The sequence below is a fragment of the Rhodococcus sp. OK519 genome, from assembly GCF_003051005.1.
In the GTDB taxonomy this organism is placed as follows: Bacteria; Actinomycetota; Actinomycetes; order Mycobacteriales; family Mycobacteriaceae; genus Prescottella.
Genome location: NZ_QAOW01000006.1, coordinates 35,970 through 61,801 on the forward strand (window position 1 = coordinate 35,970; position 25,832 = coordinate 61,801).

General features: G+C 67.3%; 23 protein-coding genes. 5 read left to right on the top strand and 18 right to left on the bottom strand.

The features are described from left to right. Positions 1-100 precede the first annotated feature (100 nt). The 6 genes from C8K36_RS16320 to C8K36_RS16345 all read right to left on the bottom strand — a co-directional run bounded on the left by C8K36_RS16320 (position 101) and on the right by C8K36_RS16345 (position 7,507). A complete protein-coding gene (locus C8K36_RS16320; protein WP_107985574.1) occupies positions 101-1,813 on the bottom strand; it encodes a hypothetical protein in 1,713 nt (570 codons plus the stop codon). Beyond that, positions 1,810-2,469 (bottom strand): response regulator transcription factor, encoded by a 660-nt coding sequence (locus tag C8K36_RS16325; protein ID WP_258195453.1) that lies wholly within the window; start codon positions 2,467-2,469, stop codon positions 1,810-1,812. The genes C8K36_RS16320 and C8K36_RS16325 overlap by 4 nt, the downstream gene beginning before the upstream one ends. A 94-nt stretch (positions 2,470-2,563) precedes the next feature. Next, positions 2,564-4,159 (bottom strand): succinic semialdehyde dehydrogenase, encoded by a 1,596-nt coding sequence (locus C8K36_RS16330; RefSeq protein ID WP_258195454.1) that lies wholly within the window; start codon positions 4,157-4,159, stop codon positions 2,564-2,566. Between the two features lie 39 nt (positions 4,160-4,198). Continuing rightward, the gene (locus tag C8K36_RS16335; RefSeq protein ID WP_107985576.1) at positions 4,199-5,197 is read right to left on the bottom strand and encodes a hypothetical protein; all 999 of its coding nucleotides are present in this window, start codon (positions 5,195-5,197) and stop codon (positions 4,199-4,201) included. Positions 5,198-5,240: 43 nt separating this feature from the next. Continuing rightward, entirely contained in the window at positions 5,241-5,768 is a 528-nt protein-coding gene (locus tag C8K36_RS16340) for a hypothetical protein (RefSeq protein WP_107985577.1), read from the bottom strand. 140 nt (positions 5,769-5,908) lie between these two features. Continuing rightward, a complete protein-coding gene (locus tag C8K36_RS16345) occupies positions 5,909-7,507 on the bottom strand; it encodes an acyl-CoA synthetase (RefSeq protein WP_107985578.1) in 1,599 nt (532 codons plus the stop codon). Positions 7,508-7,692: 185 nt separating this feature from the next. On the opposite strand from C8K36_RS16345, the gene C8K36_RS16350 reads away from it, so the two are divergent. The 4 genes from C8K36_RS16350 to C8K36_RS16365 all read left to right on the top strand — a co-directional run bounded on the left by C8K36_RS16350 (position 7,693) and on the right by C8K36_RS16365 (position 12,821). Next, a complete protein-coding gene (locus tag C8K36_RS16350) occupies positions 7,693-8,352 on the top strand; it encodes a TetR/AcrR family transcriptional regulator (protein WP_107985579.1) in 660 nt (219 codons plus the stop codon). Beyond that, positions 8,349-9,248 (top strand): ABC transporter ATP-binding protein, encoded by a 900-nt coding sequence (locus C8K36_RS16355; protein WP_107985580.1) that lies wholly within the window; start codon positions 8,349-8,351, stop codon positions 9,246-9,248. Before C8K36_RS16350 ends, C8K36_RS16355 begins: the two co-directional genes overlap by 4 nt. Next, positions 9,245-10,876, top strand: a complete 1,632-nt coding sequence (locus C8K36_RS16360) for an ABC transporter permease (protein ID WP_107985581.1) — start codon at positions 9,245-9,247, stop codon at positions 10,874-10,876. The genes C8K36_RS16355 and C8K36_RS16360 overlap by 4 nt, the downstream gene beginning before the upstream one ends. Before the next feature lie 97 nt (positions 10,877-10,973). Beyond that, positions 10,974-12,821, top strand: coding sequence for an AMP-dependent synthetase/ligase (locus C8K36_RS16365; protein WP_107985582.1), 1,848 nt, complete (start codon positions 10,974-10,976; stop codon positions 12,819-12,821). On the opposite strand, the gene C8K36_RS16370 is transcribed toward C8K36_RS16365, so the two are convergent. The 12 genes from C8K36_RS16370 to C8K36_RS16425 all read right to left on the bottom strand — a co-directional run bounded on the left by C8K36_RS16370 (position 12,802) and on the right by C8K36_RS16425 (position 24,530). Continuing rightward, the gene (locus C8K36_RS16370; protein ID WP_107985583.1) at positions 12,802-14,433 is read right to left on the bottom strand and encodes a class I adenylate-forming enzyme family protein; all 1,632 of its coding nucleotides are present in this window, start codon (positions 14,431-14,433) and stop codon (positions 12,802-12,804) included. The genes C8K36_RS16365 and C8K36_RS16370 overlap by 20 nt on opposite strands. A 39-nt stretch (positions 14,434-14,472) precedes the next feature. Then, positions 14,473-16,044, bottom strand: coding sequence for an ABC transporter substrate-binding protein (locus C8K36_RS16375; RefSeq protein ID WP_107985584.1), 1,572 nt, complete (start codon positions 16,042-16,044; stop codon positions 14,473-14,475). Positions 16,045-16,132: 88 nt separating this feature from the next. After that, positions 16,133-17,347 (bottom strand): acyl-CoA dehydrogenase family protein, encoded by a 1,215-nt coding sequence (locus C8K36_RS16380; RefSeq protein WP_107985585.1) that lies wholly within the window; start codon positions 17,345-17,347, stop codon positions 16,133-16,135. Between the two features lie 40 nt (positions 17,348-17,387). Beyond that, positions 17,388-18,368, bottom strand: coding sequence for an NADPH:quinone oxidoreductase family protein (locus C8K36_RS16385; RefSeq protein WP_181319600.1), 981 nt, complete (start codon positions 18,366-18,368; stop codon positions 17,388-17,390). Then, positions 18,365-18,781 (bottom strand): MaoC/PaaZ C-terminal domain-containing protein, encoded by a 417-nt coding sequence (locus C8K36_RS16390; protein ID WP_181319601.1) that lies wholly within the window; start codon positions 18,779-18,781, stop codon positions 18,365-18,367. Before C8K36_RS16390 ends, C8K36_RS16385 begins: the two co-directional genes overlap by 4 nt. After that, positions 18,778-19,227: an FAS1-like dehydratase domain-containing protein gene (locus C8K36_RS16395; RefSeq protein WP_107985587.1), complete on the bottom strand. Its 450-nt coding sequence runs from the start codon at positions 19,225-19,227 to the stop codon at positions 18,778-18,780. Before C8K36_RS16395 ends, C8K36_RS16390 begins: the two co-directional genes overlap by 4 nt. 27 nt (positions 19,228-19,254) lie before the next feature. Beyond that, complete coding sequence (locus C8K36_RS16400) at positions 19,255-20,040, bottom strand: SDR family oxidoreductase (protein WP_107985588.1); 786 nt, start codon at positions 20,038-20,040, stop codon at positions 19,255-19,257. Next, positions 20,033-20,908 carry an SDR family oxidoreductase gene (locus C8K36_RS16405; protein ID WP_107985589.1) on the bottom strand — a complete coding sequence of 292 codons (876 nt, stop codon included), beginning with the start codon at positions 20,906-20,908 and terminating at the stop codon, positions 20,033-20,035. Before C8K36_RS16405 ends, C8K36_RS16400 begins: the two co-directional genes overlap by 8 nt. A 33-nt stretch (positions 20,909-20,941) precedes the next feature. Further along, complete coding sequence (locus C8K36_RS16410) at positions 20,942-22,027, bottom strand: NAD(P)H-dependent flavin oxidoreductase (RefSeq protein WP_107985590.1); 1,086 nt, start codon at positions 22,025-22,027, stop codon at positions 20,942-20,944. Beyond that, positions 22,024-22,782, bottom strand: coding sequence for a CoA-transferase subunit beta (locus tag C8K36_RS16415; protein ID WP_107985591.1), 759 nt, complete (start codon positions 22,780-22,782; stop codon positions 22,024-22,026). The genes C8K36_RS16410 and C8K36_RS16415 overlap by 4 nt, the downstream gene beginning before the upstream one ends. Next, positions 22,779-23,642 carry a CoA-transferase gene (locus C8K36_RS16420; protein WP_107985592.1) on the bottom strand — a complete coding sequence of 288 codons (864 nt, stop codon included), beginning with the start codon at positions 23,640-23,642 and terminating at the stop codon, positions 22,779-22,781. The genes C8K36_RS16415 and C8K36_RS16420 overlap by 4 nt, the downstream gene beginning before the upstream one ends. A gap of 87 nt (positions 23,643-23,729) precedes the next feature. Next, positions 23,730-24,530, bottom strand: coding sequence for a sugar phosphate isomerase/epimerase family protein (locus C8K36_RS16425; protein ID WP_258195455.1), 801 nt, complete (start codon positions 24,528-24,530; stop codon positions 23,730-23,732). Positions 24,531-24,770: 240 nt separating this feature from the next. Here C8K36_RS16425 and C8K36_RS16430 point away from each other — a divergent pair, with 240 nt between their 5' ends. Further along, positions 24,771-25,808, top strand: a complete 1,038-nt coding sequence (locus C8K36_RS16430) for a phosphotransferase family protein (RefSeq protein ID WP_107985593.1) — start codon at positions 24,771-24,773, stop codon at positions 25,806-25,808. The last annotated feature ends 24 nt before the right edge of the window (positions 25,809-25,832 follow it).

Consider the following 25,832-nt stretch of genomic DNA (forward strand, 5'->3'; position numbering starts at 1 on the left):
CGATAGGAACCGCTACTCACCGGTCACGGTCGATGTTCGGGTATTGCGACAACCCGCCCATCGGAACCCGACAACGGGCCCGAAAACGGGCGGTCAGGGCTCAGGCGAGACGCACCGAGAGCAGCACCGACCCGGGCTCCTCCACGAGTTCGGCCGACCCGACCCTGCTGGACAGCGTCGCCAGCCCCAGCCCCTCACCACGATCACGAACGACCCGACCGGGCGAGCGGATGCCGATGCAGATCACCGAGGAGCGGGGGTCGACGGCCATCTGTAGGTGCAGGGCCCCACCGGTACCGTGCCGGATCGCATTGGTGAACCCCTCGGACAGGACGTCGACGGCGTTCTCGAGTCGCATCGGGTTGCCCGACAGCAGCGGCCATACCTGTGCGTCGATGTCGGTCCGGACGGGAACCGCGGTCGACCACATGCCGATCAACTCGGTGATCTGCTGCTCGGCATCGGCTCTCGGGACGGCGGACCGCGACCCGTCGTCGCCGATCTGGCGCAGGACGCGCTCGATGAGATCGCCGACCGCGACGCCGCCGGCTCGTGGGGCGCCGCGCATCGCCAGCGCGGCTGCCACCAGTTCGCCCTGCACCGACGAGTGCAGCACGTGCGCCAGTCGTCGTCGGGCCGCGATCACCTGCGAGTGCACCTCGGCGGTGAGTCGGCTCTGTTCCCCCAGCGCGTCCGCGAGTTGCTGTTCTTCCAGTGCGCGCCGTTCGTTCGAGGCGGCGATCAGGCACATCGCCATTGCCGCGAACGGATAGAACGCGACACCCGGGACCGCGAACGCCGGTGGAAATCCTCTGCCACCGAGAATCAACCAGAAGGTTCCCGCCGTGGCGGCGGCGGCCAGGCTGTAGCCGAGGGCCATGACCGCGATGCGTCGGCCCGCACCGCGGATGCGGGACGCGGCACGTGCCACGATCCAGTTGCAGGACACGCAGATCGCGATCCCGGTGGTGACCTGCAGGACTGTTTCACGGACGCCGTAGCTGGTCACGAGGAACGTCAGGATGACGACCATGTAGAGCAGGATCGGCAGCGCCAGCGGGGCCGGACGTACCGACTGCACCACCCCACGCCAGCGTTCGCGCCACGCGAGCGTCGGCACCGCGACGACGGGATTCGGTAGCGGGGTGGCGTCGTCGAACAGCGCGTGGCTCATCGGCCGGACGATGTCCTCGGAAATACCGCGCAGGAGCCGGGCGCCTCGCTCACTGTCGATGGTGCCGTGGTCCGTGGTCGCGAGAGCGGCGTCGATCCGAACGGACAGATCGTCCGCACACCGGCGCGCCAACCCGGCGAGGTATTCCTCGTCGACACGCCGCTGTTCGTCGAGCGCCGCGCGAGCGGTCCGCAGCCGCCGCACCGCCGCGTCGTGCTGACGCACCGAATCCACGAGGATCGCTATGAGCGACAACGCGATCACCGCCGTGGTGACGTTGATGATCAGCCGCACGCCGATGTGCCGCGGATCGGTGGGAAAGCCCTGGGCAGCCAGCAACACGTCGAGCAGGAAGGGTCGCGACGCCCCGAGCGCGGCGAACACGGCCAGCGCCACGGCCGGACGCGGGCGGGTCCGATCGGGGCGCAGCACCGTCAGCCAGGCGACCAGCAGACCGACGCCCAGGATCAGATGCACGACGACCGCGACGCTGAAGTTCATCGGCCAGTCCTTGGGACCACGCGCGGAGATGTAGCTGCCCATCACCGTCACCGCGAACGGGGCCGTCAGGATCCACGACCACCGGGTTGCGGCCGAGTTGCCGCCGATCCGCATCAGCCAGGAGAGACGGCGGGTCAACCGATCTCCGCGGGCATCCCGAAGCGGCGAACGTACAGCTGGGCCGCGGCGACCCGCGGATTCAGCTCGGGGCTGTGGTTCACGCCGAGCGCATCGAACGTGCGCGTGACCATCTTCTCGACGCTGCGCACGCTCGAGCCGCGACGTCGTGCGATCTCGGCGTTGGACCACCCGAGCGCGATGCACCTGAGCACGTCGAGCTGGGTGCGCGTCAACCGGTCGAGAACCGCGTCCGGGTTGTCGTCGCGGGTGGGCCCCGGCGGCAGCGGCTTGTCCGCCAACGCGGATTCCACCGCCGCCACCAGGTCCTCGACGGACTCGAGGGACACCTTGTCGAGGAACACCGAACCCACCGGAACGCCCTCGCCCGGAGCGATTCCCGCGCGCGGATAGTTCGTGAGGAACACCGTCGCGCAGTGCGGCGCCCGGGCGTGGACGATCATCGCCATCTCCATGCCGTTGGGCCGCGCACCCAGGTCGATGTCGGTGACCAGCACGTCGGGGTCGATCTCGTCGAGGTCGGCGAGCGCGGACGCTGCGGACGGGCGAGGGTGCACCTCGAAGCCGGCATGCCGGAGGGCGTCGGCGACCAGCACACGCATCAGCGGCTGGTCCTCGACCACGAGTGCCCGACGCACCCATGCGGCTTCTTTCACGAGAAAGAGACTAACGGGTCGAAATGGAAACCATCAGGTCCTACGCGTGTCTAACGAACTATCGACACCGCCGACGGCGCGGAAAAGGGGTGCGTCAGCGACCCGGCACGTACTTCATCGCCTTGATGAACGGCGGCAGCAGCTTGGCCCACAGCTTTGCCGGAAGCCACCGTGGACCACCGAGATTGACGACGCGTGTGGTCGCGACGGTCTGCGCCTCGGTGTACTTGAGCAAGCCCTCGGCGCCGTGCCGGCGTCCGACACCGGACACGCCCATGCCGCCCATCGGCGCGGCGGTACTCCCCCACGTGGGGCCGTAACCCTCGTCGACATTGACCGTCCCGGCCATGACGCGGGCTGCGATGGCCTCGCCCTCGGCGTGACTGGCCGCCCACACGCTCGCGTTGAGTCCGTACTCGGTGTCGTTGGCGCGACGGATCGCCTCCGCGACGTCGGCGACCGGATAGATCGACACGAGCGGGCCGAACGTCTCGTTCGCGTAGCACTCCATCTCGTCTGTCACGCCGGTGAGCACGGTCGGTTCGTAGAACAGCGGGCCGAGATCCGGGCGGGCCTTGCCACCCGCAACGACGGTGGCGCCCTTGGCAACCGCGTCGTCGACGTGTCCGGACACGGCCTTGACCTGTGCCTCGGAGACCAGGCTTCCCATCTCGATACCGAACTCGTAGCCCGGCGCCAGACTCATGTTCCGCACCCGCTCACCGAACATGCGGATGAATTCGGGAGCGATCGCCTCCTCGACGTACATGCGCTCCACCGAGATGCACAGCTGACCGGAGTTCGAGAAGCACGCGCGGACCGCGGCATCGGTAACCGCGCGCAGGTTCGCGCCCTTCGTGACGATCATCGGATTCTTCCCGCCCAGTTCGGCAGAGAAGCCGATGAGCCGGCGGCCCGCCTGCTCGGCGAGCAGCCGGCCCGTAGCGGTGGACCCGGTGAACATCAGGTAATCGGTGTTCTCGACCAGCGCGGTCCCGACGACGGAGCCGGGGCCGGGCACGACGGCGAACAGTTCGCGGGGCAGACCCGCCTGGTACAGCAGTTCGGCACACGCGAGCGCGCAGTACGGCGTCTGGCTGTCCGGCTTGATGACGACGGCGTTGCCGGCGAGCAGCGCGGCGATCGCATCGGATACCGCGAGCGTCATCGGGTAGTTCCACGGCGAGATGACGCCGACGACCCCCTTGGCGTGGTGCCGCACGACGGTCTTGGTCAGTCCCGGGAGCATGCCCTGGACACGCTTGGGGCGCAGCAGCTTCGGAGCGAGGCGCGCGTAGTAGCGGGAGGTCATCGCAATGTCGAGGACCTCCTCCTGCGCGGACGCGCGGGACTTGCCGGTCTCGGCCTGCGCCATGTCCATGAGCGCGTTCTTGTGCTCGAGCACGAGGTCGCGGTAGCGGAGGAAGATCTCGGCACGCTCGACCGGCGACCTCTTCTCCCACGCCTTCTGCGCGACGCGAGCCCGTTCGACCGCGGCGAGCGCGTCGGCCGCAGTACCGACCGGAACGGTCGCGAGTTCCCGCCCGGTGAAGGCCTCGACAACCGGTCGCGTCGCGCGGTCGGCGGCATCCGGGATGGCGATGAGATCGGCGAGGCGGGCGAACGTCGCCGCGGACGGAGCAGGCATTTTCTTACTCCTACTGGTGAGTAGATTTCGAGTTACACACAACCTACCCCGTCCGTGGCAGTCGTCACAGGGATCCGCGGACTACCGGACGAGTGGCGCATTCTGCTGCTGCAACACCGTCCAGCCGATGGCACCGATGGCCGCGGCGGCAGCACCGGCGACACCGACCCACATCAGCGGGGAGTCGGAGGATCCCAGGCTGCCGAGCGAGCCGCCGCCGCCCGCATCCGGCGTCGGGAAGGTGACCGATGTGCTGTGCTGACGCTCGACCGGGCCGCTCCCGAGCGAGACGTGCGCCGTCCACGGGCCGGCCGGCAGCTCGGCACTGTTCGGGACGCGGAAGCGAACCTTCCCGGCGACGCCGACGGCGACGATCGTCTCGTCGGCCCACACCGGACCGAGAGTCCGCCCGCCGGGCCCGTCCGAGAGCGTGACTTCGCCGCCGACCTCGACGGCCCAGCCACCGGTGTTGCGAATGTCGGCGACGATCACGGCTTGGCCGTCCGAATCGCGTTCCGCCGTCAGACCGTCGATCGCGAAGTCCGCGGTCGTACCGGCGCCCGGCCCCACCCGGAAATTCATGCGGACGCCCACGCGCGACGTCGACACCACCCCGCCGCCACCGGCCGTGGCCGGTTGCGCCCAGATCACCGCGGAGCGGTCACCGGTGGGCGCATCTGCCGGAATTCGAACGGTCACTTTCACGTCGGCGTTCCCCAGGCCCGGCAGAGTCACTTTCGATTTGTCCAGACTCGTCCACGACGTGAGCCGGTTGGTGCTGCCCGGGCCCTGATCGGTGAACACACCCCTCCTCATCGAGGCGGCACCGGCGTAGACGTCGACAGTCTGGGTCGTGGAACCGGTGTTCGTGACCCGGACATGTCGCGTCACGACGGTGCCCGGCGCGACAGTGCCGCCGATCTCGGTCTCCCACGCCGGGAAGCTCGGGTCGCGCGAAGGATCCGCGAGCTGGACGCCGACCCCGCCCGTCGGGACGGCGTGAACCACCGTCGTGGACGCCACCGTGAACGAGGCGAGCAGAGCGAACAGGGCAATGATGTTCCGCAGGAACAGACGCATGAAAGACGCTTTCGTGAGTTGCCGATGGTGGCGGGTCGCAGGCTTACACCGCGGAATGGGTCAGGGTCGCGCTGTAGTTGCCCATGGTCACCCCGTCGGACACATCGATCCGGAGCGAGGGCGTCCACATGAACGTCACGTCGGGCCAGTTGTGGCGCGCGATTCCGACGACGGCCCTGGTCGAGCCGAGCGCCTGGGGGCCCGTGCTCACGAACCCCATCGTCTCGCCGGTCGCCGTATAGGTGACCGCGGACTTGGGAATAGTGGTGGTGCCGTTGGTGAAATCCGAGATCGAGGCAGAGACGGTCACCGATCGGTTTGCCCCGCTGCGTCGGTCGCGAACACCGGAGACGGCCACCGCTCCGCTGACATCGCCGCGACCGTTCGTCCAGATCATGGGTGCGGTTCCCGGGACGACCAGTTCGAGCGGGCCCTCCTGGCCACCGACGGAGAACGTGACGTCGGTGGCCCCGCTGGTCGCGGCGGCGGCCGTCCCGGTCCAGGAACCTGGAACGACCGCCGCCACCAGTGCCGTGGCGCAGACGCCCAGCGCCGCTGCCGTCCTACGCATCTCGTTCCTCCAGTGAGCCTTACGGAATACAGGGGCTACCGAGGCGTGGTCGGGAAGCGCTCGAAGCGACTCATTTCAGCAAACATCTGGACGCTTGTCCACATGCATTGGGCTTTCGGAGAAAACAGACGGTTGACCACTCAGCCTGCCGAGACGACCTCCTTGGCCCACCGGTAGTCAGCCTTGCCGCTGGGCGACCGGCGAATCGAGTCGACCACGACCACCGAGCGCGGGATCTTGTAGCCCGCAACGTGAGTGCGGCAATGCTCGGCGATGTCGTCCGTGGCGGTGTCGGCGAATTCGGGGCGCAGCTGGACGACCGCGGCGACCTTTTCGCCGAATCGGACGTCGGGGGCGCCGGCGACGAGGGCATCCAGGACAGCTGGATGCGTCTTGATCGCCTGCTCCACCTCTTCCGGGTACACCTTCTCGCCGCCGGTGTTGATGCACATCGAACCGCGACCGAGCAGCAGGATGGTGCCGTCCTCCTCGATCGTCCCCATATCGCCGAGGATGGACATGCGGACCCCGTCGACCACGGGGAACGTCGCGGCAGACTTGGCCTCGTCGTTGTAGTAGGCCAGCGGCACGTTCCCCCTGCGCGCGAGGTAGCCGACCTCGTCGGACCCCGGCGCGATCGGCCGGAACGTCTCGTCGACCAGAAGCATGTTGGGGTTGGAGCGAATTCGCTTGCTGCCGTCCTCGCCGAATTCGACGATGCCGTCGTTGCCGGTCTCCGACGCCCCGAAAGCGTCCTTGATGGTCAGGCCCGGAACCATCGCGCGCAGTTCGTCCTTGAGCTTGGGCGAGAACAGGGCACCGCCGGATCCCATCACCTTCAGCGAGCTGAGGTCGTAGCGGTCACCGTGCTCGCGGATCGCCTCCGCGATGGGACGCGCGATGGCGTCACCCACCACGGTGATACCGGCGATCTTCTCGGTCTCGATCAGGCGCAGCGCGTCGACCGGATCAAACGTTCGGGTGAGCACACGCGGGGCTCCCATGAAGAAGGCCGTCAGCAGCGAGTAGATGGCGGCGCCGTGCATGAGCGGCGGAATCAGCAGGTACACCTGCGGATCGGTGTTCGCGACGGCACCGTCCACCACTTCCTCGACCGAGTGGCGGGCGGGGCCGCCGATATTTCCGCCGGACAGGGCCGCGTAGTAGAAGTCCTCGTGCCGCCACACGACACCCTTGGGCATGCCGGTCGTGCCGCCGGTGTAGATGACGAAGTGATCATCGGCGCTGCGCGGCCCGAATCCGCGGGTGTCCGGCTGGGCGGCGAGGGCGAGCTCGTAGTCGGCGACGGTGACGCCGTCGTAGCCGGCCGGCATCCCGTCGTGCTCGCCGATCACGACGACGTGGCCGATATTCGGGCTCTGGAGCAGCGCGGCACCCGCGGGCTCGAGGTATTCGTTCTCGACGATGAGGACGACGCTCTCGGAGTTGGTGTAGAGGTAGATCAGTTCGGCGTCGGTGTACCGAAAGTTGACATTGATCGCGACGGCCCGGACCTTGAGGCAGGCCAGCAGCGCCTCGACGTACTCCATGCGGTTGCGGCTGTGGATCGCGACATGCTGGCCGGGCTGCACGCCGACCGACTCGAGGTGGTGGGCGAGCCGGTTGGCCCGCCGATCGAGTTCGACATAGCTACGACGCTCGTCGCCGCACACCACCGGAACCCGCTCGGGGATCGCGTCGGCGACAGCTTCGTACAGGTCGGCGATGTTCAGCGTCACGTAAGACCATCCTCACTCACTTGTGACCCGGGTCACGGGTCAATTCGTTCGCGAAGCTAACACAGTCGGACGTTTGATGGGCCGGAATTCTTGTGTCAGTCCCCAGCGGGTCCTCACCGTCAAGATTCCGTCAGGACGCACTACCTTCTCTTGCCCGCGTTGAACAGGCGAGCAATGCTTTGAACATGTGTTCAGCCACTGCTCCGGCGGATCGGGACCTGAACACCCGTGCCCGTATCCGCGACGCAGCGATCCACGTCTTCGGCGAGCAGGGATTCGACGCCGGAGTGCGCGTCGTCGCGACCGCGGCCGGAGTCTCCCCCGGGCTCGTCAACCACCATTTCGGATCCAAGCAGGGTCTGCGCGCGGTATGCGACGAACACGTGCTCGATATCATCATGACGGAGAAACGCGAGGTACTCACCGCGTCCGGCCCGGGACGAATGCTCTTGTCCCTGAGCCGGATCGACCGCTATATGCCGCTCGTCGCATACCTCGTGCGATCGTTCCAGGCGGGCGGAGAACTCGCCACCTCCCTTTTCGAGCACATCGTCGCCGGCGTCGAGGCGTATCTCGAAGCGGGCGTCGCCGAGGGCCGCGTGCGCCCGAGCCGCGATCCGCGGGCGCGGGCGCGGTACCTGGCGATGGAGAGCCTCGGTTCGACGCTGCTGTTCCTGCAGATGCGCACCGGCACCGACGGGAGCGTCGACTACTCCCGCGCGATCGCCGACATGACCGACGAGACGATGCTCCCGGCCCTCGAGGTCTACACCGAGGGCCTGTTCACCGATTCCACGATGCTCGACGCCTACACCCACCACTCATCTCCCGAGGAGCGGGCATGACCACCATCATCGAAGTCGACAAGCTCGAGAAGTCGTTCGGCACCACCCGGGCGCTCGACGGCCTGGATCTTACGGTCGGCGAGGGCGAGGTCCACGGCTTCCTCGGCCCCAACGGCGCCGGCAAGTCCACGACGATTCGGGTGCTGCTCGGCATGCTCCGGGTGAACGCAGGCACCGCGATGCTGTTCGGCCGCGACGCGTGGCGCGACTCCGTGTCGTTGCATCGCGAAGTCGCTTACGTCCCAGGGGATGTCACGCTGTGGCCGTCACTGACCGGCGGCGAGATCATCGACCTGCTGGCACGGATGCGCGGCGGCCTCGACACCGATCGTCGCGCCGACCTGATCGGGCGCTTCGACCTGAACCCACGCAAGAAGGCGCGCTCGTACTCGAAGGGCAACCGGCAGAAGATTGCGGTGATCTCGGCATTCTCCTCACACGCCCGACTGCTCCTGCTGGACGAGCCCACGTCGGGGCTGGATCCTTTGATGGAGCGGGTCTTCCGCGAATGCATCGCCGAGGCACGCGCGCGGGGTGTGACGGTGCTGCTGTCGAGCCACATCCTGTCGGAAGTGGACGCGCTGTGCGAGAAGGTCACCATCATCCGGGCCGGTAAGGCGGTCGAGAGCGGCTCGATCGCGTCGATGCGCCACCTGAGTCGAACATCCATCACGGCCGAACTCACCAGCGATCCAGGCGATCTCAGCCGGATTCCCGGCGTCGAGGACATCCGGATCGACGGTCGGACGCTGCACTGCCAGGTCGACGCAGACAGCCTCGGCGCCCTCATCCGCGCTCTCGGCGAGATCGGCGTCCGCAGCCTGGTCAGCACACCGCCGACACTCGAGGAATTGTTCTTGCGGCACTACGAGCTTTCGGAGGAGGTTCGGGTATGACCACCACCACCGCACCGGTGGCCGCCGACGCGGCGACACCGGTGCAATCACCGTTCACCGGCACCGTCGCGCTGGCCCGCCTGGCCCTACGCCGTGACCGGGTGATCCTGCCGCTGTGGTCCATCGTCATCGGACTGCTGCCGATCGTCTACGGCAAGGCGATCGCCGGGCTGTACACAACCCAGAGCCAGCTCGACGCCTTCGCGTCGTCGACGGTGGCTCTCAAATCCGAAATTGCCTTGGTGGGACCGATCTTCGGTTCCAGTGTCGGAGCACTGACGACGTGGCGAGCCGGCTATCTCTTCACGTTCCTGGCCGTCTCGGTCATCCTCACGGTCGTCCGCCACACCCGAACCGAGGAGGAGACCGGCCGCACCGAACTGCTGGATTCGACGTCGGTGGGCCGCTACGCGGGCCTGACGGCGGCGCTCTTCGTCGCCGGGGCGGGTGCCGTCGTCAGCGCCGCCGTCAGCGCCGCCGGACTGATCTCGATCGGCACCGGTGGGGCCGGAGCCGTCGCGTTCGGCGCGGCCGTACTCGCGGTGGGCGTCGTGTTCGCCGGCGTGGCCGCGGTCGCCGCGCAGGTAAGCACCGGAGCCCGTCTTGCCCGAGGCATTTCGTTCGGTGTCCTCGCCGTCGCCTTCCTGCTTCGCGCAGTCGGTGACGCTGGTTCGGGAACGCTGTCGTGGCTGTCCCCGATCGGCTGGGCGCAGCAGGTGCGTCCCTACGCCGACGAGCGCTGGTGGGTGCTACTGCTCCCCGCCGTCACCACCGTCGCACTCGTCGCGGTCGCGTATCGACTTCTCGCGCACCGTGATCTCGGCGCAGGGTTGATCGCCGAACGCCCCGGTCCCGCAGCGTCACCGCCGTCGCTGTCCGGCCCGGAGGGGCTGGCGTGGCGCTCGCAGCGGGGACCGCTGGTCGCCTGGACGATCGGGCTGACCGTGTTCGCACTCGTGATCGGCGGAGCCGCGCACGGAGTCAGCGACCAACTGGGCAACAGCGAGGTTGTCACCCAGGCGCTCGCGCGACTGGGGGGAGCCCAGGCGATCGAGGATTCGTTCATTGCGTTGGGCTTCACCATCTTCGGACTCCTCGCCGGCGCGTACTCGATCTCCTCGACGCTGCAACTGCACGACGAGGAGGAATCCGGCCGGGCCGAATCGGTGCTCGCCGCATCGATCGGACGTCAGCGCTGGGCGATGAGCCACATCCTGTTCGCGCTCGCCGGTCCGGCCGTCGCGCTCACCGTCGCCGGACTCGCGGCCGGCATCGCCTACGGCGTCTCCGTCGGCGACGTGGGCGACCAGGTGCCGCGCATTCTCGGTGCGGCACTGGTGCAACTGCCCGGAGTCTGGCTGCTGACCGGCGTCGCCGTCGTGATGTTCGGACTCACGCCCCGGTTCGCGCCTGCTGCGTGGGGCCTCTTCGGAGCGATGATGGCGCTGTACGTGTTCGGCATCGTCGCCGATCTCCCGCAGCCCCTCCTCGACCTCGTACCGTTCCTGCACCTGCCGCGGCTTCCCGGCGGCGAGTTCAGCACGACACCGATCGTGTGGCTGCTACTGATCGACGTGTCGCTCCTGCTCGCCGGACTGCTGGCACTTCGCCGCCGCGACCTGCGCTGACCAGCCCGCCGAACGGGAATCCGCGTCACGCTTTCGAGACCGAACCGTGCCGTGGATTCCCGTTCGGCGGTTGCGACGACGTTCCTAGACTCGGATCATGACAGCTTCGCGCGCGTCAGACGAGGTCGTGGACTGGTCCAGGATCGAGGAGAGGGCGCCGTCGGTGGCCCGGATGTTCGTCGATCGGGTGGCAGCGTCGCCCCGCTCCGAGGCGTTTCGCCACCCGGGACCGGGCGGTGAGGGCTGGGCGAGCGTCACGTGGTCCGAAGTGGGCGAACGCGTCCGAAGACTCGCAGCAGGACTGATCGCGCTGGGCGTGCAGGCCGAGCAACGCGTCGCACTCGCGTCCGCGACCCGGTACGAGTGGGTGCTCGCGGATCTCGCGGTCATGTGCGCCGGCGCCGCGACCACCACCGTCTACCCCTCCACGAACGCGTCCGACGTTGCGTTCATCGTCTCGAACTCCGGCAGTCGCATCGTCGTCGCCGAGGACGAGGCGCAGCTCGCCAAGCTGCGTGAGCATCGCGCCGAGATCCCCGACGTCGACCGGGTGGTCCTGATCGAAGGCACCGTGCCCGACGACGAATGGGTGATCGGGTTGGACGAACTCGCCGGTCTGGGCGAGCGTCTGCTGTCCGAGCGGCCCGACGCCGTCGACGAACGGATCGCCGGCATCTCCCCCGACAGCTTGGCGACGCTCATCTACACGTCGGGCACCACCGGCCGCCCCAAAGGCGTCCGGCTACCGCACTCGGCGTGGACGTACGAGGCCGCGGCGATCGACGCGACCGGCATCCTCGATGCCGATGACCTGCAGTACCTGTGGCTGCCGCTGTCGCACGTGTTCGGCAAGGTGCTGCTGACGCTGCCGTTGCAGATCGGGTTTGCGACCGCCGTCGACGGTCGCGTCGACAGGATCGTCGACAACCTCGCGGTCGTGCGGCCCACCTTCATGGGTGCCGCGCCGCGGATCTTCGAGAAGGCGCATGCCCGGATCGAGGCGACGGTACGGGCCGACGGCGGCGTGAAGGAGAAGATCTTCGACTGGGCGATGGGCGTCGGACTGTCCGCGTCCAAGGCCCGGCAGTCCGGAAAGACTCTGTCCGGCATGCAGAAAGCGCAGTATGCCGTGGCCGACCGCCTGGTGTTCCAAAAGATTCGCGAGCGGTTCGGCGGCCGTCTGAAGTTCTTCATCTCGGGGTCCGCGGCGCTGGATCGCGGTGTGGCGCAATGGTTCGACGCGGTCGGCATCGTCATCCTCGAGGGCTACGGGCTGTCGGAGACCAGCGCGGCGTCACTCGTGAACCGGCCGTCCGCCTATCGGTTCGGTACCGTCGGCTGGCCCATCCCCGGCACCGAGGTGAAGATCGCGGAGGACGGCGAGATCCTCCTCAGGAGTCCCGGCGTGATGAGCGGCTATCATGAGAATCCCCAGGCCACGGCGGATGCACTGGACTCGGACGGCTGGTTCCACACCGGCGACATCGGGACCATCGACGCGAACGGCTTCCTGCGGATCACGGACCGCAAGAAGGACATGTTCAAGACATCCAACGGAAAGTATGTGGCGCCGTCGGCGATCGCGGCGACGTTCAAGGGCATCTGCCCCTACGTCGGCGAGATCATCGTCCACGGCGAAGGGAAGTCGTACTGCGTCGCGCTGATCAGTCTGGACGGCGAGGCGGTCGCCGAATGGGCGGTCGACAACGGGATGGGCGACAGACCGCTTCGCGAGATCGCCTCGGCCGGTCCGACGGTCGCAATGATGAGCGCGTACGTGGATCAGCTCAACGCCGGACTCAACCGGTGGGAGCAGATCAAACGCTTCACGATCCTCGAACGAGAACTGACCGTCGAGAACGGCGAGATCACTCCCAGCATGAAGCTCAAGCGCAAGAAGGTGGTCGACAACTTCTCGGACCGGATCACCGAGTTGTACGGCTGAGCACCTCCACGGCCGTGGCTCTCACAGCCCGGCGGTCGGTCTTGCCTCCGGGGCCGAGGGCCAGACCGTCGACGGGGACGACGTACTCCGGCAGGTACTCGGTCGTGACGCCTCGGGATCGCAGCCAGGTCGCGAGCAATTCGGTGTCGAGACTTCCGCCGCCGACGAGAACGACTACTGCACAGACGCGTTCGCCGTAGAGGTCGTCGGGTACTCCGACGACCGCGACGTCCGACACGGACTCGTGGCCGCCGACGAGTTCCTCGATCTCGACGATCGAGATGTTCTTGCCGCCCCTGATGACGAAATCGGCCTTGCGCCCGACGACGCGAACCCTGCCCGTCTCGTCGATCTCCACCACGTCGCCGAGCAGCATCCACCCGTCGTCGGTGTACAACTCGAGGTTCGCTGCCGAATCCTCCCAGTACCCTGCGGACAGCAACGGGCCCCGCACAGCAGGTTGGCCGCGGCGCCGCGGGCCGGCGCAATCGGACCCGGCGTCGTCGAGGACCCGAACGTTCGCCGACTCGAGCACGTGACCGCAGGTACGCAACCGGGTCTCGACGTCGTCGTCCAGGGTCGTGCGGCTCACGACGCCCGCCTCGTTCGACCCGTAGAACTGCAGAACCTTGGCCCCCGTTCGCTCCTCGAACGCGCGTGCATCGCGATAGGGCACTGGTTCACCGCCGGTGTACAGGACCCGGAGACTCGACAGATCGCGGTCACGCACGGCTTCCGATCGGAGCAGCATCTTGAACTGCGTGCTGACGCAGCACAGTACGGTCACTCGTTCGCGCTCGATCATCATCGCCATCTCGTCGACGTCGAACTTCGCCGTGACCACGACCGGGATGCCGAGCAGTGCGGGAAGGAAATGCGCCGACCACAAACCGAAGCCGAACGGCGCCGGAACAACCGAACAGACGACGTCGTCGGCAGTGATGTGAGCACCCTGCATCGCCTCACGAGCGAACTCCACCCACTTACGTTCGTTGTGTGCGACCACCTTCGGCAGTCCTGTCGTGCCCGACGTCGAGTTCAGAATCGTCACCTCCGACGTGGTGAACGGTTGCCCATCGGGCCCGTCCGGCGCAGCCTCGGCAGCGACGCCGGGCCGTTCCACCGCGCCAGTCTCCTCATGGACCACCACGACGCCGGCGGGGACGACGTCGTGCTCGCGCAGTTCGTCGAGCAATCGGCGCCAGGAACGTCCGCGCATCGTGGAGGCGGTGACGAGCACGGCACATCCGCTGCGACGCATGACGTGCGCGATCTCCCGCACCCCCGAGCGCGGACCGATGGCGGCCGCGATCCGACCGGCCCGGTAGCAGCCGACCAAGGCCGCGTGGAAGGTGCCCGTGTCGGGTAGCACAACCGCCACACGCGAACGGCTTCCGCCGGGGCCGGCGGCGAGTGCGCCAGAGATTGTGTCCGCGGTCCGGTCGTAGTCGCGCCACGTGAGAGCGCGGGTAGCGGTAATGAACGCCGGCCCCTCGGGGATTTGCTCTGCCCAACCCCGGAGGGCTTCGCTGATCGAGATGTCCCGGTAACGCTCGGGCCCGGCCGCGAACCCCCCTGGCACCAGTGCACTGTGGAACAGCCCTTTACTCATCGATCGTCTCCTCGCGCGTCCGCTCGGTTGCCGGAGTGGCTATCTCGTGATGGCGACCTGACGCACGTCGAAGACGCCGGAACCGACCCACGGGATGTCCTGGGCGCCTGCGACGTTGTCGGTGAACACCGTCAGATTGGTTTGGTGGCAGATGGGAATGAACAACGCTTCGTCCAGAGTCTTCGACCAGATGTCGTGGTACAGGCCGGCTCGGCCGTCCTGGCTCATCGTCGGATCGGCTGCCTGCTGGGCGAGCGCCGCGATCTCTGCGTTGTCGTTCGCGAACGCGTACGGCCCGGTGACGTACTGCGCGACGGTCTCGGCCGGATCGACGCGGACGTTGAGACTGCTGGTGACGACGGCCTCGAACTCGCCGGCCGCGTTGCGCGGTTCGCTCTGACTGTTGGGAACCGGATTGAGCTCGGCTCGAATTCCGGCCTTGGTCAACTGCGCCTGAATCACATTGGCCGGCTTCTCCATGTTCGTTCCGGCGCCGAAGGTCAGCGTCACCGTGGAGGGGCCGACAGCCTTCACCTGCCGCTGCGCGGCCGACGCGTCATACACATACGGGTACTGATAGGACTCGTCCGCTGCCCAGGAGTCTGCCGGATAGATCTGCCGGTACGGTGTACACGTCCCCGCGAACAGCGCGTTGATCTCATCTGGGTCGATGGCACGCGCGATGGCCTGCCGCAACTGTGGGTCGGCAAGATCACCACGCGAGCGCAGCATGACTCCCAGCACGTTTCGAAACTCGACCTCCTCGATGTTCAGCGCTCCGCCCGCTGCCAGATCCTTGGCCCCAGCGACCTCGCTGGCCGAACTCACCCACGTGAGATCCGTGGCACCGGTTCGGATTCCGTTCAGGCGCGTGGATGCATCGGGTATCGCCCGAATCTCCATTCCGGCCACTCGCCCGGCGGCGGGATCCCAGTTCTCCCCTTCCGCCCGCGTCAGCACGAGTGATTCCTCGGGAACGTACGTGGTGACGACGTAGGCGCCTGAGCCGAACTCCCCCGGGTCATTGCGAATGTCGGCGCCGGCCGCGATCGCGGCCGGGCTGATCATCATTCCGACGTTGGTGGTGAAGCGGCCGGGGAGCTCCACGCCCGTGCCGGGCGCGAGGTGCAGCCGGACATGTGTCGGGTCCACCACTTCGACACTGGTGACGTCACTGAGTGCGTCGACGACGGTGCTGCCCGACATTGTCTGTCCCCGAGTGATGTTGGCCGCGACGGCATCGGCGTCGAAGGCTTCCCCGTCATGAAATGACACGCCCTCGCGGAGCGTGAGTTCGAGGTACGAACCGTCGGCGGCGAAGTTCCACTCCGTCGCGAGTCCGGGGACCATCCGGTCGTTCGAATCCACCATGATCAGCCGATCGAAGACCGGCGTGAGGTAGCCCCAGCCGCCGTAGCTTGTTTGCAAGTACGGATCGAGGTTACGAGACGGGGCGGCGGTCGTCACCCGCAGAACGGCCGTCTGATCGAGTTCACCACCCGACGACGTGACTCCGCCGGATGCACCCCCACCACACGCGCCAAGCAATAGCGCGGATACGACCACCCACACTGCGATGTGCCCGCCACGCGGGCGACTACGTGCCGTCATCTTTCCTCCTCGATCAGTGAGTTCGTTTTCGCAACAACGACGAAAGGGGTCTGCCACCTGCTGTCTTCTGCTGGGCCTGTCGATCCGGCTATATGGACGGTGCCGCTCGGTACTTCCGTAGCTCCTGACGCGCGACGCTGCGGATGTGCACCTCGTCCGGACCGTCGGCGATTCCCAGGATGCGGGCGCTCGCCCACATGCGGGCGATCGGGAAGTCGTCGGTCACACCGCCGCCGCCGTGACACTGGATCGCCCGGTTCAGCACCGACCTGGCGACGCGCGGACCGATCACCTTCACAGCCGCGATCTCGATCTGCGCACCCTTGGCGCCCACCCGGTCGATCATCCACGCCGTCTTCAGCACCAGCAGTCGTGCCTGCTCGACCTCCATGCGGGACTCGGCAATCCAGGTACGGACCACCCCCTGGTCCGCGATGGGCCCTCCGAAGGCGTTGCGCGCCATCGTCCGTCGCACCATGAGTTCGAGACCGCGTTCGGCCATACCGATGCAGCGCATCGCGTGGTGGATCCGGCCGGGTCCGAGACGCGCCTGAGCGATCGCGAAACCCTCGCCCTCACCGGCGAGCATGTTGCCGACCGGAACGCGGACGTCCGTGAACTGAATCTCGGCGTGCCCCTGCTGGTCGTGGTACCCGAATATCGGCAGCGAACGGATGATCTCGACGCCCGGTGTCGCTACGGGAACCAGGATCATCGACTGCTGCCGATGAGGTGCGGCATCCGGGTCCGTCTTACCCATCACCACGAGGATCTCGCACCGCGGGTCCGCCGCGCCCGTCGTCCACCACTTCCGTCCGTTGACCACGTACTCGTCGCCGTCCCGCACGATCGACGTCGAGATGTTCCGCGCATCGGACGATGCGACATCCGGTTCCGTCATGGAGAAGCCCGATCGGATGCGTCCGTCGAGCAGCGGATCCAGCCAACGTTCCTGCTGCTCAGGCGTGCCGAACATGTGGAGAATTTCCATGTTCCCGGTCGAGGGCGCGGAGCAGTTCAAGGCCTCGGGCGCGATGTAGGGCGAACGGCCCGTGACCTCCGCGATGTGCGCGTAGTCCAAGTGGGTGAGCCCGGACAGCGCCGGCAGGAAGAGATTCCACATCCCCTGCCTGCGCGCCTCGGTCTTGAGCTCCTCGACGATCGGCGGCAGGACGTGGCTGTGCGGGCCGTCGGCCTCGAGCTGCTTCGCGTACACCGGCTCCGCGGGATAGACGTACTCGTCCATGAACTTCTCGAGGCGAGCGATGATCTCGCGGGCTTCGGGACTCGGTGACAGATCCACCAGGGTTTCCTCTCGATTCGAAGATGTGTCGTGACGCTGTCTAGTCCGCCACGGACGTCAGGACGACCTTGCCGAGGGCTCGCCGGCCCATCACGACGTCCAGCGCCGCCGCCGCGTCGGAGAGCGGGTAGGCCGCGCTCACATGCGGGTGGAGGGCGCCTCGCTCGTACCAGCCGAACAGACGATTCATGTTGTCGCCGTTGCGCTCCGGGTTGCGCTTCGCCCACGCGCCCCACAGCACGCCGTGCACGGAGCCGGAGCACACGAGCAGCCTGTTGAGCCCTACCCTGGGAATGTCGCCCGACGCGTAGCCGACTGTCAGGTACCGGCCGCCCCACGCGAGCGAACGCACTGCGGCCTGCGCGTGGTCACCGCCGACAGGGTCGTACACGACGTCGACTCCGCCGTCCGTGAGCGTGGCGACTCGCTCCTTCAGGTCTTCCCCGGAGTAGTCGATCGTCTCGTCCGCACCGTGCGATCGGCACAGTTCCAGCTTCTCCGGACTCGACGCCGCCGCAATCACGCGCGCCCCCAGCGCCTTTCCGATTTCGACGGCCGTGAGGCCAACGCCGCCCGATGCGCCGAGCACGAGGAGTGTCTCCCCCGCTCGTAGGTCGGCGCGGTCGACCAGGCCGTGACACGACGTCCCGTAAGTCACGGCGAACCCGGCGGCATCGGTGTACGACATGGCGTCCGGGATCGGGAACACCATCTGCGCCGAGACGACGACCTGCTCCGCGTAGCCGCCCATGCCGCAGAAGGCGAGCACGCGGGAACCGACGGCAATACCGGTGACGCCCTCCCCAACCGTCCGCACCACCCCGGCCGCCTCGGAACCGGGCACGAACGGCAGAGGCGGCTTGGTCTGGTAGTTGCCTGCCACGATGAGGCCGTCGGGGAAGTTCACGCCGGATGCGTGTACCTCGACCAGCACCTCACCCGGCCCCGGTACCGGATCGTCGATGTCTTCGTGCCGCAACGTGTCCGGCGCGCCGAGCGTCCGGCACAGCTGAGCCTTCACGCCGACCCCCCGACCGGGCCGGTCGCGAAGGTCGCCCACGCCTTGACCGCGAGTCCGCCTGTCTGCCGGGCACAGTCGAGTTCGAGATCCACCTTGGTCACGTCGCCCTCCTCGTACTGGCGCAGGATCTGCGCGGTGCAGGTGAGCACGTCGTCGGGCCACACCTGTTCGAGGAACCGCACCCGGTAGGACCGAATGTTCTCGGCACCGAGCCATTCGCTCGCATACGTCGCCAGCAACCCCGCCTGGAACATGCCCACCGAGAACGGCGACGGATACCCGGCGGCCTCGGCGAATGTCTGGTCGTGATGGATCGGGTTCATGTCGCCCGACGCACCCTGGTAGCGAACGAAGTCGGTGCGGGTCACCGGCCCGACGGTCCAGGGGCCGGGAACTGTCAGCGCTGCGGTCATGCGTCCTCCGTTGCGGGTCGGGCGGTTTCGACGCCGGTCATGGTGGCCTGGGCCACCAACGTGCCGGCCTCGTCGACGAAATCGGTCACCATCACCGCGAACGTCAACTCACCACCGCGACGGCCCTGCTTGGTGTAGACGTCGGTGATCCGCGACGTGCAGCGCAGCCGGGTTCCGGCTTTCGGTGGCGGCCCGAAGAACTCGTACTTCTGCTCGGCGTGGAGTCCACGTTTGCCGTCGAATTCGACTGCCTTCCAAGGATTGCCATCGGTAGGGGCCCAGAAATTGGTGGTGGTGAGAAAGGTCGGCGGCGACACCGCGTCCTCGCGCTCCAGATAGTCGGGATTCGACGAGTAGGTCGCCACCGCGAACTCACGGATCTTGCCACGCTCGACGTCGAGGTCGTAGGCCTTGCCCTCGATGCCGACGGCATCTGCGTTTGCCATGTTCCCTCCAGGGATGTGCGGATCGAATCAGGCGTGCTGACTACTGACGGAGACGACCTCACCGGTCATGTACGACGAGTAGTCGCTCGCGAGGAACACCATGACGTTCGCGATCTCCCACGGCTCAGCGGCGCGTCCGAAAGCCTCACGGGCGCTGAGCTGTCCGAGCAGCTCATCGCTCGTCACCTTCGCCAGATGCGCGTGCATCGCGATGCTGGGCGAGACGGCGTTGACCCGGATACCGTGCTCGGCCACGTCCAGTGCAGAGCAGCGCGTCAGGGCCATCACTCCCGCCTTCGCGGCGGCGTAGTGCGCCTGTCCGGCCTGCGCACGCCAACCGATGACCGAGGCATTGTTGATGATGGTGCCGCTGCGCCGCGGCACCATGTGCCGCAGCACCGAGCGAGTGGCGCGGAACGTGCTGGTGAGAGTGACGTCCAGGACCGAGTTCCATTCGTCGTCGGTCATGTGGGTCACGCTCGCCGTGCCGCCGAGGCCGGCGTTGTTCACCAGGACGTCGACGGCTCCGTGTTCCTCGACCGCACTGTCCATCAGGCGGTCGATCTGCTCCTGATCGGTCACATCGCAGACGACGGTGAGCGGACGGGTTCCGAACTCCGCCTCGAGCCTGTCCGCGGCTTCGGAGAGTCGGCGTTCGTGCCGGTCGCTGATCGTCAAGTGAGCGCCCTCGGCCGCGAACCGCTGAGCCGCAGCGAACCCGATACCGGTGCCTGCGGCCGCGGTCACGACGACGGACCGTCCTTGGACGAGACCGTGGGCCGGTCCGGGAGTGGGCGCGGTGGACTCAGACAAGACCGCTCATCTCCTGTACGAGCTCGTCGACGGTCCAGCGGGCGCCCTTGTCGATGATCTTCCCGTACTGCCAGCCGAGGAACTGACGGATCTCGCCGCCCTTGGCGTAGAACACCGAACCGCTGGCGGGGCACTGCTCGGTGAGAAGGTACGCGACGACGGGCGAGACGTTGCCCGGGTGGTACACGTCGAATGCCTCCGGGTCCGCGGGCACCGCGACCATGTCCTTGATGCCCGGAACCTCCTCGGTCATACGGGTGCGTGCGACGGGCGTGATCGCGTTCGCACGAATCCCGTAGCGCTCCAGTTCCTGCGCCAGGATCACCGTGAGCGACGCGATACCGGCCTTGGCCGCTCCGTAGTTGCTCTGTCCCACGGCACCGAGCAGTCCGGACGTGCTCGAGACGTTGACGATCGACGCCTTGACGTCGTCGCCGGCCTTCGACCGGTCGCGCCAGTGCGCGCCGAAGACACGGCACGGGGCGAACGTGGCCCGCAGCTGCCCGGTGATCACGTCGTCCCACTCGTCTTCGCTCATGTTGACGAACATGCGATCTCGCAGGATGCCTGCGTTGTTCACCAGTCCGTGCACCACTCCGAAGCTGCCGAGTGCCGTGTCGAGCAGGCTCTGCGCGCCCTCGATCGTGGTCACGTCGGCGTCGTTCGCGACAGCCACCCCACCGGCGGCGGTGATCTCGTCCGCGACCTGTATCGCCAGCGACGGATCCGAGCCCTTGCCGTCCGGGCCGGCACCGGTGTCGTTGACCACCACGCGGGCCCCCTCGGCGGCGGCCAGCAGGGCGTGTTCGCGGCCGATTCCGCGGCCCGCGCCGGTCACCACGATCACGCGATTGTCGAGTTGGTTCATCGTCGTCCTCCTCCAGAGAGAATCAAGAATTTGCTACGTGCGGTCGGTAGTTGCCAGCCGTGCCAGCGTGGTCTCGGCCTCGGCAACGATCCGCTCGATCAGTTCGGCGCAGCTGGGGATGTCGTCGATCAGCCCCACCACCTGACCGGTGGCCATCACGCCGATGTCGGCGTTGCCGTCGACCAGCGCAGAGCGGTACAGCATGGGCGCGTTCGCGGCCATCACCACCTGACGCCAACCGAGTTCGTGGCTCTTCTTCATCTCGAGCCCCTCGCGGATCATGTCCTTCCACGGGGTTCCCGAGAGTTTCTGGAATGCAAGGGCATTGCGCACGGCGCGCACCACGCGTTGCGGGCCCCTCGTGGATTCGAGCTGATCGATGGTGCCGGCGCGGAGCACCCGCTGCGGGACACCGTCGATCTCCAGCGTCACCACGGTGTCGTTCACCGACTTCGACAGGTAGACGTCCTTGACGACCTGCGCCACCGGCGAGTCGCTGGTCAGCATGAACCGGGTGCCCATCGCGATGCCGTCGGCGCCGTACGCGAGCGCCGAGACCAGACCGCGGCCGTCGAAGTAGCCACCCGCCGCGATGACGGGGATGTCGACCGCGTCGACCACCTGCGGCAGCAGCAGGCTCGTCGGAACGGCGCCCGTGTGGCCGCCACCCTCGCCACCCTGCACCACCACCGCGTCGACGCCCCACTCGGCGACCTTCTCGGCGTGCCGGCGGGCCCCGATCGACGGAACCACCACCAGTCCGGCGTCCTTGAGCTTCGCGATCAGGTCCCGCTTGGGCGCGAGCGCGAACGACGCGACCTTGACGCCCGAGCGGATCAACAGGTCCAACCGCTTGTCGATGTCCTCCTGGTTGGCCCGCAGGTTCACGCCGAACGGGGCGTCGGTGTGGTCCTTGACGTAGTTGATCGCCTGCTCGAGCTCGTCGAAGCTGAGCATCCCACCGGCGATGATGCCGAGACCACCGGCCGCGGCGGTGGCCGCGGTGAGCTTCGCGTCGGAGACGTAGCCCATTCCGGTCTGCACGATCGGATACTTCACTCCGAACAGGTCGCACAGTCGGGTGTGCAGCGCACTGCGATTCGATTCGACGGTGGTCACGCGGGTACCTCCTTGTCGCGCAGGTTGCGCGGATCGATGACCGTGCGGATCAGCTCGAGCTCTTCCGCGGTCGGGATTCGCGTCTGTGGAACCGAGTCCGGGATCACGAGGTCGAATCCGGTGGCCCCGACGACGTCGTCGACGGTGACGCCGGGATGGACCGACACCAGTCGCAGTCGCCCCGTGTCCGGCGTGAAGTCCAGCACCGCCAGATCCGTGACGACCCGGCGGAGCTCGTGGTACCGCGTAGCCGCCGGGCCCGCCTTGCGGGCGTTGTCGTATCCGACACCCGAGACCATGTCGACCTTGGGCACGAACACCCGGGTGCTGTGCCTGGGCACCCAGTAGCTGGTGGGGTGATAGACGGTGTTGCCCGGCGCTCCGCGTACCCCCAGCAGCTGAACAGCCGGGCGGGCGTGATCCCCGATCGCGGAGATGTTGCAGTTGCCGTACGTGTCGAGCTGGGTGGGGATCATCATGATGTGGCGCTTGCCGTTCCACACGAGATCGAAGATCTGGTTGAACGGCAGCCACGCCTCGACCTCACCGTCGGCCGCACCACCTACCGCCCACGTGCCTCGTACCGCACTGGCTTCACCGTCGGACACCATGAGATCTGGCTCGAAGGTGTTCCGCGCCAATCGGACTCCGATGGCCGGAATGGTGCCGAATGCGCTGGCGATCACTTCGCCGCTTCCGCGATACGCCTCGGCGCACGCGACCGCACACACTTCCGCCCGTGTCGCTGCACTCATGCCGATGTCTCCTCGCGCTCGCCGCGCACCGCGCGCTGATAGTCCGCCTCCGGTCCCGCCAGGTAGCGGTCGACGAAGGTCTGCCACTTCTCCGGATCCTTGGCAGCCGCGACGTATTCACGTTGAAATCCTTCGTCGCGGTCGTAGTCCGGCACGCACGACGTGAAGTGCGCGCCGCCGGGTGCGGCCACGACGCCGGACACCAGCAATCGGGGAATCCTGATCGTCGACGGATGCGCCTCCGCGGTGAGTTCGGCTGTCGGCACGATGCGCTCGCACGAGACGTACACCTGCTCGGCCGCCATACAGAACAGGTCGTCGAAGTACAGGTCCGGCCCCAGGTACTGCGCATTACCGTGCATGTCGGCGCGGTTCATGTGCACCAGTGCCGCGTCGAGCGGGAGCGCCGGCATCGCGACCAAGTTCTCGTCCCCGTAGGGATCGGTGACCGTGCGCAATTCGGGGTTGACGCGCATCACGTCCGAGCCGAGACCCGCGCGGGTCGGCAGGTAGGGCAGCCGGATCCCGGCGGCGTACAGACCCCACTGCAGCATGCCCTCGTCGTACTCGGCGACCTCGATGTTTCCGCTCTGACGAGCGGCACGGAAGTGCGGGTCGAGCGGGATCGAGTCCAGCGAGACGAACCCGAAGATCACCTTGCGCACCTTGCCCGCGGCACACAGCAGGCCCACGTCCGGTCCGCCGTAGGACACGACGGTGAGATCGTCGATGTCCGACCGCAGGATCTCCCGCACGAGCGACATCGGCTTCCGCCGCGATCCCCACCCTCCGATACCGATGGTCATCCCGGATTTCAGCCGGCTGACCACTTCCTTCTCCGACATTCTCTTGTCCGACAATTTGTTCCATCCTTCGTCTACGTCCCGACAACGCCCCGTCGATTCACGGAGCACTCGGCGTATCAAACATTTGCTACGTGCGCGCCATCACGGCACGAATGTCCGCATCCACTGCAGCCCGCGAGCCAGTGCGCTCTCGTCGCCTTCCGCATCGATCGCGGGACCTAGCAGTTCGAGATCCACCACTCCGGTGTATCCGATCTCCCGGACCTCACGGACCAGTCTTTCGAGCGGGAGTTGCCCGTCACCCGGAACCCACCTGTTGGGTACCGACGTCGCCTGTACCCGGTGGTCGCCGATCTGCACCAGGCAGATCGCGTCCAGATTGTCCGCGAGTGTCCGCATGAGCCCACGCTCCTGGAACGCCGAGTAGAGATCGACACACAATCCGACGCCCAGCAGGCCTGCCAACTCTGCAGCGTCGGACACCGAGTGCACGAAACTGATTCCCGAACGAATCGACATCGTGTTCTCGACTGCCAACGCCACGCCCGATCGCCGGGCATGCTCGACGAGCGGCGCGAACCGTTCGACCACCGCGGACGCCGCGTCCTCCCAGGACAGAAATCCAGAGCCACCCGAGGTGAAACAGACGGTGCCGGCCCCGATCTCGGCAGCCGCATCTACCGACCGCTGCAGATGTGCGATGTTCGTGGACCAACCCGCATCGTCGTCGGCCATCGCGTTCACACCACCGGCAATGAAGTCCGCGGACAACCCGCACGCCCTGACCGCGTCGACCGACCTGGCCCAGCCCTGCCTCGACATAGTCGAGGCAAGCAACCCGAACCGGTCCGCCCCGATACGCCGGAGCATCGCCAGCGACTCCTCGATCGGGCGATCGGCCGCCGACGCCAGGCAGACGCTGAAGTCGGATCGAGTACCCACAGCGGTATCCGAGAGAGAGTGTTGCACGAATCCTCCTGTCGCAGTGCAGGTGAAGCAGTCCAGATCGCGGTGCAAACGGAATGTAGCAAATGTTTGATGCGCCGTATAGTCTCGATTCCGAACCGGCGATTCGCGTGCAGGTGGACCGTCCACGAGACCCCGTCACGACCGCCGGAAGTTCGCCCAGTTCGCCCAGTTCACCGATGGTGCCGGGTCCGGCCCCGACTGGAAAGGCATTCGATGAGCAGCATCACCGACACCGGGATCCGCGACGATGCGGTCTCCCGATGGTTCACCGACCACGTCGACGGCGCGCGCGGCCCGCTGCGCTTCGACCGAATCGCCGGAGGCCGCTCGAACCTCACCTACCTCGTGACCGGCTCCGACGACAGCCGTTGGGTCCTGCGCAGACCGCCGCTCGGCATGGCGCATTCACGCGCCCACGACGTGCTGCGCGAAGCCGAGGTGCTCGACCGTCTGCGCGGGACACCGGTGCCCGCTCCGACTGTCGTCGGCACGTGTGACGACGACTCCGTCACGGGTGCACCGTTCTTCGTCATGAACCACATCGACGGCGTCGTGCTCCGCGACCCCGAGACCGTCACCGCCGCGGTGCCTCGGGACCGCAGGCCGGCCGCAGCGACCGCATTGGTGGAGGCGCTGGCTGCACTGCACGCCGTCGATCCGCGAGACGTCGGATGGGGAGGCCTGGCGGATCGCGACGACTACGTGGCCCGGCAACTGCGCCGCTGGTCCACGAACTGGGCGCACGATCGGGTCCGCGTCCTCGACGACATCGGGCGCACCCACGACCGCCTGCTCGAACGCATCCCCCGGCAGGGCGATGCGCGAATCGTGCACGGCGACTTTCGGCTGGACAACTGCCTGTTCACGGCCGACGGCACGATCGGCGGCATCCTCGACTGGGAACTCACCACCGTCGGCGACCCACTCGCCGACCTCGGTCAACTGCTGGCCTACTGGGCGCAACCCGACGACGACGTGTGCGCGCTCGAGAATCCGCCCACGCGGGTGGAGGGGTTTCCCACCCGAGACGACCTGGTGGAGCAATACCTCGCCGCAACGCGGCCCGACACGGTGCCCGACATCGACTTCTACATCGCCTACAACTGGTGGAAGATCGCGTGCATCGTCGAGGGCGTCTACACCCGCACACTGCGCGGTGCGATGGGCTCGAGCGATCGGTCTCCGGCGTCGTTCGGCGCGCAGGCCGAGCGCCTCGCGGAGCAGGCCTGGCGGTACGCGAAAAGACTGTGATCGTTTCCGAAGAACCCGAGACCC

Excerpts from the sequence above, each read along its gene's own strand:
- C8K36_RS16395 (WP_107985587.1), bottom strand. The coding sequence starts at position 19,227 with ATGGCAAACGCAGATGCCGTCGGCATCGAGGGCAAGGCCTACGACCTC.
- C8K36_RS16350 (WP_107985579.1), top strand. The coding sequence starts at position 7,693 with ATGTGTTCAGCCACTGCTCCGGCGGATCGGGACCTGAACACCCGTGCC.
- C8K36_RS16375 (WP_107985584.1), bottom strand. The coding sequence starts at position 16,044 with ATGACGGCACGTAGTCGCCCGCGTGGCGGGCACATCGCAGTGTGGGTG.
- C8K36_RS16335 (WP_107985576.1), bottom strand. The coding sequence starts at position 5,197 with ATGCGTCTGTTCCTGCGGAACATCATTGCCCTGTTCGCTCTGCTCGCC.
- C8K36_RS16360 (WP_107985581.1), top strand. The coding sequence starts at position 9,245 with ATGACCACCACCACCGCACCGGTGGCCGCCGACGCGGCGACACCGGTG.
- C8K36_RS16365 (WP_107985582.1), top strand. The coding sequence starts at position 10,974 with ATGACAGCTTCGCGCGCGTCAGACGAGGTCGTGGACTGGTCCAGGATC.
- C8K36_RS16415 (WP_107985591.1), bottom strand. The coding sequence starts at position 22,782 with ATGAGTGCAGCGACACGGGCGGAAGTGTGTGCGGTCGCGTGCGCCGAG.
- C8K36_RS16370 (WP_107985583.1), bottom strand. The coding sequence starts at position 14,433 with ATGAGTAAAGGGCTGTTCCACAGTGCACTGGTGCCAGGGGGGTTCGCG.
- C8K36_RS16405 (WP_107985589.1), bottom strand. The coding sequence starts at position 20,908 with ATGAACCAACTCGACAATCGCGTGATCGTGGTGACCGGCGCGGGCCGC.
- C8K36_RS16340 (WP_107985577.1), bottom strand. The coding sequence starts at position 5,768 with ATGCGTAGGACGGCAGCGGCGCTGGGCGTCTGCGCCACGGCACTGGTG.
- C8K36_RS16430 (WP_107985593.1), top strand. The coding sequence starts at position 24,771 with ATGAGCAGCATCACCGACACCGGGATCCGCGACGATGCGGTCTCCCGA.
- C8K36_RS16355 (WP_107985580.1), top strand. The coding sequence starts at position 8,349 with ATGACCACCATCATCGAAGTCGACAAGCTCGAGAAGTCGTTCGGCACC.
- C8K36_RS16390 (WP_181319601.1), bottom strand. The coding sequence starts at position 18,781 with ATGACCGCAGCGCTGACAGTTCCCGGCCCCTGGACCGTCGGGCCGGTG.